This is a genomic window from Mesorhizobium montanum, assembly GCF_033977145.1.
In the GTDB taxonomy this organism is placed as follows: domain Bacteria; phylum Pseudomonadota; class Alphaproteobacteria; order Rhizobiales; family Rhizobiaceae; genus Mesorhizobium; species Mesorhizobium montanum.
This window is the reverse complement of the sequence record NZ_JAVIJF010000015.1, coordinates 15390-30125: the sequence shown is the minus strand read 5'-3', so window position 1 is coordinate 30125 and position 14736 is coordinate 15390. Positions and strand designations below refer to the sequence as shown.

Sequence of the window (14736 nt, the reverse complement as noted above, 5' to 3'; positions counted from 1 at the left end):
TAAGGCGCAAAGCAGACATTTCTTATGCCCGCACTTATGCCCGCGAAACTTTGGCTGCAGATCAAATCGGACGTATAACCGACGGGCATATCCGCCACGGCCGCGCAGAAGCGGGCGAACGGTTGATGGCAGCGACCGTGGCGGCATCATTCCGCCGCGGCCGTTCTCATGCCGCAGCGCCAACCCTCGTCAGTTGGTGAGCTGCAGCCTGGAGAACTTGTTGGCGATCGACTGGAAGACGTTGGGCAGCTTGGCCGGGTCCTCGACGGCGTAGTAGTCGCTCGGGTCGGAGGCGCAGGCGCTGTAGAGCGCGCGGTTGGCCGGCGTATCGGCCTGCAGCACCATGGTGTAGATCTGGACGCCCTGGTTCTTCAGCTGGGTGCAGACATCCTTGGTCCAGCCGTCGACGTTGCGCGCCGCCGCCGCCTGATTACTCGAACCGAAGCGGCCGCTGGCGAGATAGCCATAGGATGTGTAGTCCGATTTCTGCGGCGTGTTGCTGGCGCCGTAGACGACGTTCTCGCCATCGGTCAACAGCATCACCACCTTGGTGACGCCCGGTGTCTTGTAAGGGGAAGCGTCGGTGTAGGGCGGCTGCGGCGACAACACCCGCTGGCCCCAGGTCGAGCCCCTCCGAGACATTGGTGCCGGAGCCGTTCCATTCGGTCATTTGAGCGGCAGCCTGGCGCAGCCTGTCGAAATCGTCGGTCAGCGGAATGATCGGCGTCGGACAGGCGCGGTTCGGGCCGATGGTGACCGGATTGCCGGCCTCGGTGATCATCTTGGTGGTCGAGGCGACATATTTTCCGATGATCTTCAGATCGGCGCTCAGCAGTGCGTTGAGCAGGCCGGTAACGAGGCCGCTGAGATCGATGCCCAGGACATTCTGGTTCAGCTTGCTGTTGTCGATTGTGTCGTCGAGATAGGAATTGTTGTAGCCGGTGGCCGAATTGCCGTAGGAGGACGATGGCTTCCTGGCGACATCGGGGTCATCCGGCGCGAAATAGGGCACGAACAGCGTATCGGGCTTCGACGGGTCCGGCGGCGTATCGGAGATGTTCAAGGTGCCCGGCCGTGCCTCGACGCAGCCTTTCCAGCCCGTATTGTTCCACCCGCCCTTCTGGCCGAGCTGCCTGAACAGCGCCATGTGGTTCGGCCGCTTGCCGTCGACGATCGGGAAGTTGACGCCGTTGGCGGAGGACTTGCCGTCCATGTCGATCCATGACGGATCGAAATCCGGGCCGTCGACATTGACGGCGGTGACGAAAGGCACCAGCGAGGCGCGCACGGGCCGGGTCGGCGACTTGACCGCTTCGAGATAGTCGAGCAGGGATTTGGACGCCTGCCTGAGCGCGGTGATGCGCGCGCCGGCCATCGAGCCGGTGTTGTCCAGCACCAGCACCACTTCGAGCTGGTTGTTGGATTCGACCGCCCCGGCATCGACGCTGATATGCTTGTCGTCGCCGAACATGAACGCGAAGTTCAAACTGACGTCGGCGCTGGCGACGGCCTTGGTCTTGACGTAGTTGACGCCCCTGTCGACGGTGAGCATGGCCCTTGCGTTGGACAGTTCGCCATGATTGGCGACATTGGCCTGGAAATAGCTGTTGAACGCATCGCTGCGCGTCACCTCGGCGTCGCCAAGATGCGAGGAGGCGAGGTTCGCGGCGTCCAGCGCGTTCTGCAAGTCGCTTTTCGCCCGCATCAGCGTCGAGACGTCGGTGGCAAACGCCACCGCGGTCAGGATCGCCGGCACGCCCAGCGCCAGCATCAACGCGAAATTGCCACTCCTTGAGCGCCAAAACTGCCTGAGAAGCATTTCCTACCCCCGGAAATTGCCCGATTTTCCGCCGCAATGCGGCCCGCGGGTTTCCATGCGCCCTTCATGATAAACAGGCAGTTACAACCAGATACAACCTTATGTGGTGGTTAAAGCGCGATTACCGGAAAATCGATAAGATCGACAGTTGGCCCGCGTTGGCGCATTTCCCGCGCTGTGACGCCATGGAGCCGTGCGGTCGGGCAAATCACTCCGCCTGTCCCCTTGCCTTCCGGCAGATTTGCTATATAGACGCGCACAATCTGCCGGTCCTTGCTGGGGGCTGAACGGAGGGCCGTGGTTTTTTCGGAAGCCGCGCATGAAGCCGCAAGCGCTTCGGTCTCCCGTGTCTCCGCTCTCGACCGTCTCGTGATTGCTCCTTTCTTCCCCGTTCCATCGGGTCAGACAAGTTGCAGAGGCTTAGCCGCGAGGGCCGGTAAGAGAAACGAAGAAAGGCACTTAAACATAATGGCTCTTTACGAACATGTGTTTCTTGCCCGGCAGGACCTGTCGCAGCAGCAGGTTGACGCGCTTGTCGAACAGTACAAGGGCGTCATCACCGCGAATGGCGGCTCGATCGGCCGGATCGAGAACTGGGGGCTGAAGTCCCTCACCTACCGGGTCAAGAAGAACCGGAAGGCTTACTACACGCTGATGGACATCACCTGCCCGCCGGCCGCGCTCAACGAAATGGAGCGCCAGATGGGTCTGTCCGAGGACGTGCTGCGCTTCCTGACCATCAAGGTCGAGGCGCATGAGGAAGGCGTTTCGGCGATGATGCAGAAGCGCGAAGAGCGCTCCGAGCGCGGCGGCTTCGGCGATCGCGACCGTGGCGATCGTGGCCCGCGCTCCTTCGGCGACCGCGACCGCGGCGATCGCCCGCCGCGGAGCTTCGGTGGCGACCGCGATGGCGGTGGCGATCGTGGCCCGCGCCGTCCGCGTGAAGGCTTTGAAGGGGGTGCAGAATAATGGTCGACATCAACCAGATCCCGACCCGGCGCCCGTTCCATCGCCGCCGCAAGACCTGCCCGTTCTCCGGCGCCAACGCTCCGAGGATCGACTACAAGGACGTGCGTCTCCTGCAGCGCTACATTTCCGAGCGCGGCAAGATCGTGCCCTCGCGCATCACCGCCGTCAGCCAGAAGAAGCAGCGCGAGCTCGCCAAGGCGATCAAGCGCGCCCGCTTCCTCGGCCTGCTGCCCTACGTGGTCCGCTAGGCCTTTCAAATTGACCATGATCTTGTCCGAAAGCCGGTATCCAGTTTTCGGGATCATGGTCTAGCAAGCGGGCGGTTCGCCGCCCGCTCTTTTCACCGGCGCGACGGGCGCGTCGGGTTGAGCATCAAATCCCGAGTTGGGGCCAATTGCCTCTAACTGCCCAGACAGGCAGGACAGCGACAAGAGCGGCGACGCCGCACCAAGCTTCCTGACCTGTTCCGATTCATTCAGCGCCGATCCAACGGTCGGCTCACAGACGAAGGAACGAAGCCATGGAAGTCATTCTCCTCGAGCGCATTTCCCGCCTCGGCCAGATGGGCGAAACCGTCAAGGTCAAGGACGGGTTCGCCCGCAATTTCCTTTTGCCGCAGGGCAAGGCGCTGCGCGCCAACGAAGCCAACAAGAAGAAGTTCGAGGGCCAGCGTTCCCAGCTCGAAGCCCGCAACCTCGAGCGCAAGTCGGAAGCCACGCAGATCGCCGAGAAGCTCGACGGCAAGAGCTTCATCGTGGTGCGCTCGGCCGGCGAAACCGGCCAGCTCTACGGCTCGGTGTCGACCCGCGACATCGCCGACCTGCTCATCGCCGAAGGCTTCACCGTCAACCGCAACCAGATCGAGCTCAACCAGCCGATCAAGACCATCGGTCTTTCCAACGTGGCGATCGCGCTGCATCCGGAAGTCGAGGTCACCGTGACGCTCAACGTCGCCCGTTCGGCCGACGAAGCCGAGCGCCAGTCCAAGGGCGAGATGCTGACCACCGCCGAAGCCATCTATGGCGACGACATCAACGACAACGCCCGGCCGGAGAATTTCTTCGATCCGAATACCGAGTTCGAAGGCGGCGAAGAAAACGCCTGATCGACAGCGCGACCGAAGCATCGCTTCGGTTTACAGGCTTCCAGAATTTCTGGACCAACGCCCGGGTCTCCGACCCGGGCTTTTTTGTGCCAAATGGAACTTTTCGAGTCCCCATATCTTGTGCAGATTACAGCGTGGCGCGTCGATTGGACGCGGGCGATGCGCTGTGGCACTTTTGATTTGGCATACCGATCCGGCTGCCGGGTGGTCCGTCTGAGGGGACATTTGGTCATGAATATCTTGTTGAAACACGTTCTCGAGCGCCTGGTGCGGGTCGGCAGCCTCAAGGTGACCGGCCCCAAGGGCACGACGCACAAGTTCGGCGACGGCAGCGGCGAGCCGGTGCATATCCACATCAAGACCATGCATGCCGAGCGCGCCATCAGCTTCGATCCGATGCTGGCGGTGCCTGAGGCTTATATGGACGGCGAGTTGGACGTCATCGAGGGCGGCGTTCTCGGGCTGATGCGCATCGCCTTCCAGAACATGGGCTCGAGCGGCATCGACGTGACCTGGTCGAAGGCGATCGAGGGCCTGCGTCACGCCTTCCGCCGGCTGCAGCAGGTCAACACCGCCGCGCGCTCGCGCCGCAACGTGCAGCGCCATTACGACCTGTCCGGCGAGCTCTACAAGCTCTTCCTCGACGAGGACATGCAGTATTCCTGCGCCTATTTCGAACAGCCCGACATGACGCTTGATGAAGCGCAGCTCGCCAAGAAGCGCCACATCGCCGCCAAGCTCCGGCTCAAGGCAGGCCAGACGGTGCTCGACATCGGCTCCGGCTGGGGTGGACTTGGCCTCTATCTCGCCAAGGCCTTCGACGTCGACGTGCAGGGCGTGACGCTGTCGACCGAGCAGCACGGCGTCTCAACCGATCGGGCGCATGCCATGGGCCTGCAGGATCGCGTGCATTTCGACATCAAGGACTACCGCGCCCTCAATGAGCGCTTCGACCGCATCGTCTCCGTCGGCATGTTCGAGCATGTCGGCGTCAACCACTACCGCACCTTCTTCGACAAGGCGGCGACGCTGCTCAAGCCGGACGGCGTGATGCTGCTCCACACCATCGGCCGCTCCGGCGTGCCGTGGGCGACCAGCGCCTTCATCCGCAAATACATCTTCCCCGGCGGCTACGTTCCGGCTCTTTCCGAAGTGATGCCGGCGATAGAGAAGTCGGGTCTCGTCGTCACCGACATCGAAATTCTGCGGCTGCATTACGCCGACACGCTCAAGCATTGGGGCGAGCGCTTCGCCGCCAACCGCGACAAGGCCAAGGCGATCTATGACGAGCGCTTCTGCAGGATGTGGGAATTCTATCTCGCCGCCTCGGAGGCCGCCTTCCGCTGGCAGGACCTGGTGATCTTCCAGTTCCAGATCGCCAAGAAGAACGACACACTGCCGACGACGCGGGACTATATTGCCAAATGCGAGAAGGCGCTGGAGCTGCGCGATATAGGCCACCGGGAGCCGGCGGCGCCGGCCCGCGCCAAGCCGACCCGCCGCAAGAAGGTGGAATAGAATCGGCGTCGATTGCCGCTTGCCATTACGGCCCGGCGCCACGAAAAAGGTCTCGTTCGCGAGACCTTTTCATGACCTACCTCATCTATATCGCAGCCGCCCTTGCCGAGATCGCCGGCTGTTTCTCGTTCTGGGCATGGTGGCGGCTGGAGAAGTCGCCGCTCTGGCTTGTGCCCGGTCTCGCCTCGCTGGCGCTGTTTGCCTTCCTGCTGTCGCTGGTCGACACGAATGCGGCGGGCCGCGCCTACGCCGCTTACGGCGGCATCTACATCGCCGCCTCGCTCGGCTGGCTGTGGCTGGTTGAAGGCGTGCGGCCCGACCGCTGGGATCTGGCAGGGGCTGCGCTCTGCATCATCGGTGCCTCCGTCATCCTGCTTGCGCCCAGAGGATGATGCCGAAAAGTGTGAAGCGGCTTTCGGACGACATCATGCTCTACCTCTTTGATTCTAAGGGAACCTGACCGATGGAACTCCCCGCACAATTGCGGCGCGGCGTCGAAAGCCTGCTGGAAAAGGTGCCGCTACCGGCCCTGAAACAGGCCGCGAAGACGCTTTCCGAACGCTACCGCGCCGAGCTGCGCGACGGCCGGCTGCATATGGGCGAGGAGATGGCGGTCAAGGCCTATCTGGCGACGAGGCTGCCCGCCACCTATGCCGCCGTGCGCGCCAGCCTCGAGGCGTTGACCGAGGCCCGCTCCGATTTCCGGCCGGCGAGCCTGCTCGATATCGGCGCCGGACCCGGCACCATGCTTTGGGCCGCGACTGACGCCTGGCCCGAGCTCGAGCGCGCGGTTCTGGTCGAGGCAAGCGCTGCCGTGCGCAAGGCCGGGCAGTCGCTGGCGGAAGGCGCCACCGCGGCGCGCACCGACTGGGTGGCCGGCGACGCGACCATCGATCTTGGCGGCATCGAGCCCGCAGACCTGGTCAGCGCCGCCTATGTGCTGGACGAGATCGTGCCGGCATCGCTGCCGAAACTCATCGACCGCCTCTGGCGGCTTACGGCCGACACGCTCATCATCGTCGAGCCCGGCAAGCCCGCCGGCTGGCAGCGCATCCTTGCCGCGCGGCGGCAACTGATCGGGGCCGGCGCGCATGTTCTGGCGCCCTGCCCGCACGCGGCGCCCTGCCCGCTCACGCCGCCCGACTGGTGCCATTTCGCGCGCCGCGTCGCCCGTTCGCGCCTGCATCGTCTGGTCAAGGAGGCAGAGGTGCCATGGGAGGACGAGAAGTTCATCTACCTCGCCGCTTCCCGGCAGCCGGCGCCGGCGCGCCCGGCACGGGTGATCGCGCCGCCGAAGGGCGGTTCCGGCAAGGTGGTGCTGAAACTCTGCCGGCCGGACGGCAGCGCCGGCGAGGAACTGTTCAGCAAGCGCGACGGCGATGTCTTCAAGGCAGCCCGGCGGGCGGACTGGGGCGATGCGCTGGGATAGGCCGCCGCATGTCACGACGACGTCAGCGTCGAGAAAGGTCGCGGCGTCGGCAGCTCGCTTGCCTTGGAGATTAGCCGAAGCGCCCGAAACTTCGTCATACACGGGCGGAGCGGGAGCGAAGCGGAGGCGCAGACCCGAGGATCCATTCCGTGACGTTGAGCGAGGGGTAAGGCGGTGCAGAACGGAGCTCGTTCTGAACCGCTGCAACGCTCATAGGTAACGGCATGGATTCTATGGTCTGCGCTCGTCGCTTCGCTCCTTGCTCCGCCATAGAATGACGACATGACGAGCGTTTTCGGCCAATCGCAAAGGTCAGCGACGGCTAACGCGAAACGAATTACTGGCCGCCCGGTAGGAGCGCCTCCCATACCATCTTGCCGCCAAAATTGTTCTTGCTTTGTTCCAGGCTTGCGCATAAGAATCGCCCCTTGCTGAGTCAACCGGAATCGGGCCACCGGAATACTGTCCTGTGGACGGTTTGCCGTTCCTGTGAACAACCTGAATCACAGGTCGGTTGGCCGCACAGTGATGCAGAAAGGTCAGCACCCGATCCGTCTCGTTCTGATATCGAGGAAGGCGGGATCGAAATCGGGGACATCATGGCAGAGGCGGCACGAAAATTCGGCGCGGCGGAAACGCCGCTTTATCGCGAGGCACCGAACAACATCGAGGCCGAGCAGGCGTTGCTCGGCGCCATCCTCGTCAACAATGACGCCTTCTACCGTGTCTCGGACTTTTTGAAGCCGGCGCATTTCCACGAGCCGCTGCATCGCCGCATCTTCGAGGTCGCGGCAGAGCTCATCCGCATGGGCAAGATCGCGACGCCGATCACGCTGAAGACCTTCCTGCCGGCCGACGAGAAGGTCGGCGAGATGACGGTGGCGCAATATGTCGTGCGGCTGGCGGTCGAGGCTGTCACCGTCGTCAACGCCACCGACTATGGGCGAGCGATCTACGACCTCGCCACGCGCCGCGCGCTGATCACCGTCGGCGAGGACATGGTCAACATCGCCTATGACGCGCCGGTCGACATGTCGCCTTCCGACCAGATCGAGGACGCCGAGCGGCGGCTGTTCGAGCTGGCCGAAACCGGCCGCTATGATGGCGGTTTCGAAAGCTTCAACGATGCGGTGAAGACCGCCGTCGACATGGCCAATGCCGCCTATATGCGCGACGGCCATCTGTCCGGCATCGCCACCGGCCTGCGCGACCTCGACCGCCGCATGGGCGGCCTGCAGCCATCCGACCTGATCGTGCTTGCCGGGCGCCCGGGCATGGGCAAGACTTCCCTGGCCACCAACATCGCGTTCAACATCGCCGAAGCCTATCGACCGGCGCAGCAGGCCGATGGTTCGTTCAAGGCCGCCAATGGCGGTGTCGTCGGTTTCTTCTCGCTCGAAATGTCGTCGGAGCAGCTCGCCACCCGCATCATTTCCGAGCAGACCGAAATTTCATCCTCGAAGATCCGCCGCGGCGAGATCACCGAGATGGATTTCGAAAAACTCGTCGCCTGCTCTCAGACGATGCAGAAGATCCCGCTATTCATCGACCAGACCGGCGGCATCTCGATTGCCCAGCTCTCGGCCCGAGCGAGGCGGCTGAAGCGGCAGCGCGGCCTCGATCTCATCGTCATCGACTATATCCAGCTGATGCAGGGCTCGAGCGCGCGCGCCTCGCAGAACCGCGTGCAGGAAATCACCGAGATCACCACGGGCTTGAAAGCTTTAGCCAAGGAGCTCGCGGTGCCGATCATCGCGCTGTCGCAGCTGTCGCGCCAGGTCGAAAGCCGGGACGACAAGCGCCCGCAGCTTTCCGACCTGCGCGAATCCGGCTCCATCGAGCAGGACGCCGACGTGGTGCTGTTCGTCTATCGCGAGGAATACTACCTCAAGAACCGCGAGCCGAAGCTCGGCACCGACGAATACATCAAATGGGAAAACGAGATGAACGAGGCGCGCGGCAAGGCCGAGTGCATCGTGGCCAAGCAGCGCCACGGACCGACCGGCTCGGTCAGCCTCGCCTTCCACGGCGAGTTCACGCGCTTCTCGGATCTGGCGGAAGAGCATCATTTGCCGGAGAGGTTTGAGTAGCTTTTTGGCCGACCTTAGCGCTCCGTCACACCCCCCTCTGGCCTGCCGGCCATCTCCCCCGCAAGGGGGGAGATCAGCAATTTCACCGACGGCGCTCTTCCTGCAGCGTTGGCGATTGGCGAAGGCCGCGATGACAGCCAATCTCACCCCTTGCGGGGGAGATGTCCGGCAGGACAGAGGGGGGTGGGCGGGAACGCAGGCCTTCGAAAATTCGCGATTGGCGCAACGCTAATGGCCAAATCGCGCGTTCAGTTCATCTGCCAGAATTGCGGGTCGGTGCATCAGCGCTGGGCCGGCAAATGCGACGCCTGCGGCGAGTGGAATACGCTGGTCGAGGAAGGCACGTCCGGCGGCATCGGCTCGGGGCCGGCCAACACGCGAAACGCCCGCAAGGGCCGCGCCGTGGTGCTCACCAGCCTGTCGGGCGACATCGAGGATGCGCCGCGCATCGTGTCGGGCATCGGCGAGCTCGACCGCGCCACCGGCGGCGGCTTCGTGCGCGGCTCCGCACTTCTGGTCGGCGGCGATCCCGGCATCGGCAAGTCGACGCTGCTGACACAGGCGGCGGCGGCACTTGCCTCGAAAGGCCATCGCATCGTCTATGTCTCGGGTGAGGAAGCGGTGGCGCAGATCAGGCTGAGGGCGCAGCGCCTCGGCGTCGCCGGGACGCCGGTGGAGCTCGCCGCCGAGACCAATGTCGAGGACATCCTCGCAACCATCGCCGACGGCAAGCGGCCGGACCTCGTCATCCTCGATTCCATCCAGACGCTGTGGACCGACCTTGCCGATTCGGCGCCAGGCACCGTCACCCAGGTGCGCGCCGCCGCCCAGGCGATGATCCGCTACGCGAAATCCACAGGTGCCGCGATCGTGCTTGTCGGTCATGTCACCAAGGAGGGCCAGATCGCTGGACCGCGCGTGGTCGAGCACATGGTCGACGGCGTGCTCTACTTCGAAGGCGAAGGCAATCATCACTTCCGCATCCTGCGCACGGTGAAGAACCGTTTCGGGCCGACCGATGAGATCGGCGTCTTCGAAATGTCGGACAAGGGCCTGCGGGAGGTCTCCAATCCGTCCGAGCTGTTCCTCGGCGAACGCCACGCGAAATCGCCGGGCGCCGCGGTTTTTGCCGGCATGGAAGGCACCAGGCCGGTGCTGGTCGAGATCCAGGCGCTGGTCGCGCCTTCCTCGCTCGGCACGCCGCGCCGCGCCGTGGTCGGCTGGGACGGCGCGCGGCTGTCGATGGTGCTCGCCGTGCTGGAAGCACATTGCGGCGTGCGCTTCGGCCAGCACGACGTCTATCTCAATGTCGCCGGCGGCTACCGGATCTCTGAACCGGCGGCCGATCTCGCGGTCGCCGCCGCGCTGGTTTCCTCGCTCACCGGTCTTGCCCTTCCCGCCGATTGCGTCTATTTCGGCGAAATCAGCCTATCGGGCGCGGTGAGGCCGGTTGCGCATGCGCAGCAGCGCCTCAAAGAAGCCGAAAAGCTGGGTTTTGGAAGCGCGGTGCTGCCGCTCGGCAGCGAGGAAGTTGCCGGGGGGATCGGGGCCGGCGCGTTCCAGCCCACCGAGCTTGCCGACCTTGTGGCGCGCATAGCCGGCTCACGGCGCGGGCGCGCCGACGACGGGGAGTGACGCGGCTCGTCGGGCCGTAAGACAGGAAGTGGGGCGAGAACCATGCCGATTACGCTGCTTGACGGAATCCTCGTCGGCTTCACCCTGGTCTCAGCAATGCTCGCCATGGTGCGCGGCTTCTCCCGCGAAGTGCTGTCGGTGGTTTCCTGGGCAGCGGCGGCGGCAGCGGCGTTCTTCTTCTACAAACCGGTCCTGCCTTACGTTCAGCCCTATGTCGACAACGACAAGATCGCGATGGCGGCTTCCGCGGGCGTCGTCTTCCTCATCGCGCTGATCGTGGTCTCCGTCATCACCATGAAGCTCGCCGACTGGATCATCGATTCGCGCATCGGCGCGCTCGACCGCACGCTCGGCTTCCTCTACGGCGCGGCGCGCGGCATTCTGGTGGTCGCGGTGGCACTTATGTTCTTCAACTGGCTGGCCGGCGCCAAGGCGCCTGCCTGGATCGCCAACGCCAAGTCGCGGCCGCTGCTCGAGACGATCGGCGCCAAGCTCGAAAGCGTGCTGCCGGAAAACACCGAGGAACTGGTCAACAAATATACGCACAAGGGCACACCGCAGGCCGGCGCGCCGGCCACGACCGACCAGCCCGCGGCCGAGCCGCCGGCAGGCGACGACAATGCGCCGGCGCCCGACGACAGCGAGGGCGGTGCCCCGGCCGACAACGAGCCGGCTCCAGCGACTCCTGCGCCCGCTCCTGCTCCAGCGCCGGCAAACTGATTGCGGGCAGGCCTGGTGCCGGTTGTGAATGCAAGAAAGCGCGCGTTGCGTTCGGCGAGCGATCGCCTTATATGGCAACTTTAGCGGAGCTTGAGCACCAGATGGCAGACTCAACGGCAGACGCAGGCGAAGTCCTTTCCGCCGAGGCCGACGATCACTTCCACGACGAATGCGGCGTGTTCGGCATCTTCGGCCGGCAGGACGCCGCGGCCATCGTCACACTCGGCCTGCACGCACTTCAGCATCGCGGCCAGGAAGCGGCCGGCATCGTCTCCTATGACGGCACCCAGTTCCATGTCGAGCGCCATGTCGGCCTGATCGGCGACACCTTCACCAAGCAGCGCGTCATCGACAGCCTGCAGGGCAATCGCGCCATCGGCCACACGCGCTACGCCACCACAGGCGGCGCCGGCATTCGCAACATCCAGCCTTTCTTCGCCGAACTCGCCGATGGCGGCTTTGCCGTCGCCCACAACGGCAACCTGACCAACGCCATGACAGTGCAGCGGGCGCTGCAGAAGCAGGGCGCGATCTTCTCCTCGACCTCCGACACCGAAACGCTGCTGCACCTGGTCGCGACCAGCAAGGAGCGCGATCTGAATTCGCGCTTCATCGACGCGGTGCGCCAGGTCGAGGGTGCCTTCTCGCTGGTGGCGATGACGGCAAAGAAGATGATCGGCTGCCGCGACCCGCTCGGCATCCGTCCGCTGGTGCTCGGCGACCTCGACGGCGCCTGGATCCTCGCTTCCGAAACCTGTGCGCTCGACATCATCGGCGCCCGCTTCGTGCGCGACCTGAAACCCGGCGAAATGGTCGTGGTCACGGCCAAGGGCATCGAGAGCCTGTTCCCGTTCGAACCGCAGAAGACCCGCTTCTGCATCTTCGAATATGTGTACTTCGCGCGGCCGGATTCCTCGGTCGAAGGCCGCAACGTCTACGAAGTGCGCAAGCGTATCGGCGCGGAGCTCGCGCAGGAAAGCCCGGTCGAGGCCGACATCGTGGTGCCGGTTCCGGATTCCGGCACGCCGGCCGCGATCGGCTTTTCCCAGGCCGCCGGCATTCCCTTCGAGCTCGGCATCATCCGCAACCATTATGTCGGGCGCACCTTCATCCAGCCGGGCGATTCCATCCGCCACATGGGCGTCAAGCTCAAGCACAATGCCAACCGCCGCATGATCGAGGGCAAGCGCGTGGTGCTGGTCGACGATTCGATCGTGCGCGGCACCACCAGCCAGAAGATCGTGCAGATGGTGCGCGACGCCGGCGCCAGGGAAGTGCATATGCGCATCGCCTCGCCGCCGACCAGCGCGTCGTGCTTCTACGGCGTCGACACGCCTGAGAAGTCGAAGCTTCTGGCATCGCGCATGTCGGTCGAGGAAATGGCCGAATTCATCCGCGTCGATTCGCTCGGCTTCCTGTCGATCGACGGGCTCTACCGCGCCGTCGGCGAAGCGGGCCGCGACAACGACCAGCCGCAATTCTGCGATGCCTGCTTCACCGGCCAATACCCCACCCGCCTGCTCGACTTCGAAGGCCACGACAATGTGCGCACACTGTCGCTGCTGGCGAGCGGCGGGGCATAAGGCGCACTTCACGGAAATCCAGCATGACCCTCGACCTTTCCGGCCGCGTGGCGGTCGTTACCGGCGCCTCGCGCGGCATCGGCTATTTCATCGCCAGGGAGCTGGCGGCGGCCGGCGCGCATGTGGTGGCGGTGGCGCGCACCGTCGGCGGACTTGAAGAACTGGACGACCAGATCAAGGCCGATGGCCGTGGACAAGCGACGCTGGTGCCGCTCGATCTTGCCGACATGGCCGGCATCGACCGGCTGGGCGGCGCCATCCACGAGCGCTGGGGCAAGCTCGATATCCTGGTTGCCAATGCCGGCGTGCTCGGCGTGATCTCGCCGATCGGCCATGTCGAGGCCAAGACCTTCGAGAAGGTGATGACCATCAACGTCACCTCGACCTGGCGCCTGATACGTTCGGTCGACCCGCTGCTCAGGCTCTCCGACGCCGGCCGCGCCATCATCCTGTCGTCCAACGCGGCGCACTCGGCGCGCGCCTTCTGGGCGCCCTATGCCGCTTCGAAGGCCGCTGTCGAGACGATGATGCGCTCCTGGGCGCATGAGACCGAGACCCTGGCGCTGAGGGTCAATGCCGCCGATCCCGGTGCCACCCGCACGGCGATGCGCGCGCAGGCCATGCCCGGCGAGGATCCGGAGACGCTGCCGCACCCGTCCGAGATCGCCAGGCGCATCGTGCCCCTGGCAAGCCCGGAATTGAAGGAGACGGGCCTGATCTTCCAGGCCAAGCACAACCGCTTCGTCGCCTACCGGCAGCCCGAATAATCGTTCACGGGTCTGTGAACGGCGCCGCGGAAGCGTGTCCCATTGCCCTGCTTTCGCCGGCTGACGGGAGTTGCTAGGATCGATCCGACTCCGACATTTGAGCAAAGCGAGGAACTCCCATGGCTGCTACTCCCAGCGTAGCGTTGGTCTGGTATCTGGTGATTGCCGGCCCGCAGGGCGGCATGGTGGTGCTGCCCAGTACCTTCGACACCCGCGAACAGTGCACCAACGCCGTCACCGAATATCAAAAGCAGCCGACCCCACAGGGCTGGGCCGTGCAATGCGTGCCGAGCGCCTCGCCCTTTACCGACGAAGGGGACGCCGAGACGCCCTCGGCGCAGTAGGTAACACTCCCCCTCACCCAGCCTCCGCTTCGCTCGGCTGACCTCTCCCCAGCTGGGGAGAGGATGCTGTCAGCGCCGACGCCAACCTCTTCTCCCCACCGGGGAGGTGGCCGCGTAGCGGCCGGATGAGGGGGCGTCGCGCTTCAGCGCTGCGCGCTCACCGACAGCGCCGGCTTGTTGCTGATCGTCTGGAACACAACGCAGTAGCGCTCGGTGAGCTTGATGAGCGAATCGATGCGCTCCTGCGGCTCGTCGGTGTCGAGGCCGAATTTCAGCCTTATTTCGCGGAAACCGACCGGCGCATCCCGGGCGACGCCGAGCGTGCCGCGAAAATCGAGGTCGCCCTCGGCCTCGACCGTGGCGTTGCCCAGCTTGAACTCCAGCGCCGTCGCCACCGCTTTCAGCGTGACGCCGGCGCAAGCGACCAGCGCCTCCAGCAGCATATCGCCGGAGCACAGCTCGAGGCCCGAGCCGCCCGTGGCCGGATGAAGGCCGGCGACCGCAAGCGCCCTGCCGGTTTCCACCTTGCAGGCGATGGACTGGTCGTCGAGCGTTCCGCAGGCTCTCAGCGTGATCAGCGCCCGCGCGGCATCGTCGCGATAAGCGTCCTTCAGCGGTGCCTGCATCGCCTTCAGTGCGGTCGCGTCCATGGTCTTGATCCTTTCGATCGGTCTCTGGTGGTTGATAGCATATTATTCCAGCTCGGGTTCCTCGCCCCGCGACAGTGGGAGAGGTCACTTCGCGGCCACCTCTCCCC

The 14736-nt window shown here is 64.6% G+C and carries 15 protein-coding genes; 12 read left to right on the top strand and 3 right to left on the bottom strand.

The window, feature by feature from the left end; translation table 11 throughout:
* Positions 1-189: 189 nt before the first annotated feature.
* Together RFM68_RS20410 and RFM68_RS20405 are read right to left on the bottom strand one after the other, a co-directional pair.
* On the bottom strand, positions 190-534 hold the full coding sequence (locus tag RFM68_RS20410) for a hypothetical protein (RefSeq protein ID WP_320234803.1): 345 nt from the start codon (positions 532-534) through the stop codon (positions 190-192).
* Entirely contained in the window at positions 431-1771 is a 1341-nt protein-coding gene (locus RFM68_RS20405; RefSeq protein WP_320234968.1) for a pilus assembly protein TadG-related protein, read from the bottom strand. The genes RFM68_RS20410 and RFM68_RS20405 overlap by 104 nt, the downstream gene beginning before the upstream one ends.
* A gap of 516 nt (positions 1772-2287) precedes the next feature.
* Here RFM68_RS20405 and rpsF point away from each other — a divergent pair.
* From rpsF to RFM68_RS20345, 12 genes are all read left to right on the top strand, one after another.
* On the top strand, positions 2288-2788 hold the full coding sequence (rpsF, locus tag RFM68_RS20400) for a 30S ribosomal protein S6 (protein WP_320234802.1): 501 nt from the start codon (positions 2288-2290) through the stop codon (positions 2786-2788).
* A complete protein-coding gene (gene rpsR, locus RFM68_RS20395) occupies positions 2788-3036 on the top strand; it encodes a 30S ribosomal protein S18 (protein ID WP_127403739.1) in 249 nt (82 codons plus the stop codon). Before rpsF ends, rpsR begins: the two co-directional genes overlap by 1 nt.
* 272 nt (positions 3037-3308) lie before the next feature.
* A complete protein-coding gene (rplI, locus tag RFM68_RS20390; RefSeq protein WP_320234801.1) occupies positions 3309-3893 on the top strand; it encodes a 50S ribosomal protein L9 in 585 nt (194 codons plus the stop codon).
* A gap of 231 nt (positions 3894-4124) precedes the next feature.
* The gene (locus RFM68_RS20385) at positions 4125-5411 is read left to right on the top strand and encodes a cyclopropane fatty acid synthase (RefSeq protein ID WP_320234800.1); all 1287 of its coding nucleotides are present in this window, start codon (positions 4125-4127) and stop codon (positions 5409-5411) included.
* Positions 5412-5482: 71 nt separating this feature from the next.
* Positions 5483-5803: a YnfA family protein gene (locus RFM68_RS20380; protein ID WP_320234799.1), complete on the top strand. Its 321-nt coding sequence runs from the start codon at positions 5483-5485 to the stop codon at positions 5801-5803.
* Between the two features lie 71 nt (positions 5804-5874).
* Entirely contained in the window at positions 5875-6840 is a 966-nt protein-coding gene (locus tag RFM68_RS20375) for a small ribosomal subunit Rsm22 family protein (protein ID WP_320234798.1), read from the top strand.
* Positions 6841-7439: 599 nt separating this feature from the next.
* Positions 7440-8930, top strand: coding sequence for a replicative DNA helicase (locus RFM68_RS20370; protein ID WP_320234797.1), 1491 nt, complete (start codon positions 7440-7442; stop codon positions 8928-8930).
* A gap of 231 nt (positions 8931-9161) precedes the next feature.
* Positions 9162-10565: a DNA repair protein RadA gene (gene radA, locus RFM68_RS20365; RefSeq protein WP_320234796.1), complete on the top strand. Its 1404-nt coding sequence runs from the start codon at positions 9162-9164 to the stop codon at positions 10563-10565.
* Positions 10566-10607: 42 nt separating this feature from the next.
* On the top strand, positions 10608-11285 hold the full coding sequence (locus tag RFM68_RS20360) for a CvpA family protein (RefSeq protein ID WP_320234795.1): 678 nt from the start codon (positions 10608-10610) through the stop codon (positions 11283-11285).
* Between the two features lie 101 nt (positions 11286-11386).
* Positions 11387-12868 (top strand): amidophosphoribosyltransferase, encoded by a 1482-nt coding sequence (gene purF / locus RFM68_RS20355; protein ID WP_320234794.1) that lies wholly within the window; start codon positions 11387-11389, stop codon positions 12866-12868.
* Positions 12869-12891: 23 nt separating this feature from the next.
* Positions 12892-13635 (top strand): SDR family NAD(P)-dependent oxidoreductase, encoded by a 744-nt coding sequence (locus RFM68_RS20350; RefSeq protein WP_320234793.1) that lies wholly within the window; start codon positions 12892-12894, stop codon positions 13633-13635.
* 119 nt (positions 13636-13754) lie between these two features.
* Positions 13755-13979: a hypothetical protein gene (locus RFM68_RS20345; RefSeq protein WP_027165524.1), complete on the top strand. Its 225-nt coding sequence runs from the start codon at positions 13755-13757 to the stop codon at positions 13977-13979.
* 143 nt (positions 13980-14122) lie between these two features.
* Here RFM68_RS20345 and RFM68_RS20340 read toward each other — a convergent pair whose 3' ends face one another.
* Positions 14123-14629, bottom strand: a complete 507-nt coding sequence (locus RFM68_RS20340; RefSeq protein ID WP_320234792.1) for an OsmC family protein — start codon at positions 14627-14629, stop codon at positions 14123-14125.
* Positions 14630-14736: the final 107 nt, after the last annotated feature.

Coding starts and splice junctions, on each gene's coding strand:
- rpsR (WP_127403739.1), top strand. CDS start 2,788: ATGGTCGACATCAACCAGATCCCGACCCGGCGCCCGTTCCATCGCCGC.
- RFM68_RS20370 (WP_320234797.1), top strand. CDS start 7,440: ATGGCAGAGGCGGCACGAAAATTCGGCGCGGCGGAAACGCCGCTTTAT.
- RFM68_RS20380 (WP_320234799.1), top strand. CDS start 5,483: ATGACCTACCTCATCTATATCGCAGCCGCCCTTGCCGAGATCGCCGGC.
- RFM68_RS20375 (WP_320234798.1), top strand. CDS start 5,875: ATGGAACTCCCCGCACAATTGCGGCGCGGCGTCGAAAGCCTGCTGGAA.
- rpsF (WP_320234802.1), top strand. CDS start 2,288: ATGGCTCTTTACGAACATGTGTTTCTTGCCCGGCAGGACCTGTCGCAG.
- RFM68_RS20345 (WP_027165524.1), top strand. CDS start 13,755: ATGGCTGCTACTCCCAGCGTAGCGTTGGTCTGGTATCTGGTGATTGCC.
- RFM68_RS20385 (WP_320234800.1), top strand. CDS start 4,125: ATGAATATCTTGTTGAAACACGTTCTCGAGCGCCTGGTGCGGGTCGGC.
- RFM68_RS20360 (WP_320234795.1), top strand. CDS start 10,608: ATGCCGATTACGCTGCTTGACGGAATCCTCGTCGGCTTCACCCTGGTC.
- RFM68_RS20350 (WP_320234793.1), top strand. CDS start 12,892: ATGACCCTCGACCTTTCCGGCCGCGTGGCGGTCGTTACCGGCGCCTCG.
- RFM68_RS20340 (WP_320234792.1), bottom strand. CDS start 14,629: ATGGACGCGACCGCACTGAAGGCGATGCAGGCACCGCTGAAGGACGCT.
- RFM68_RS20405 (WP_320234968.1), bottom strand. CDS start 1,771: ATGCTGGCGCTGGGCGTGCCGGCGATCCTGACCGCGGTGGCGTTTGCC.
- purF (WP_320234794.1), top strand. CDS start 11,387: ATGGCAGACTCAACGGCAGACGCAGGCGAAGTCCTTTCCGCCGAGGCC.
- radA (WP_320234796.1), top strand. CDS start 9,162: ATGGCCAAATCGCGCGTTCAGTTCATCTGCCAGAATTGCGGGTCGGTG.
- rplI (WP_320234801.1), top strand. CDS start 3,309: ATGGAAGTCATTCTCCTCGAGCGCATTTCCCGCCTCGGCCAGATGGGC.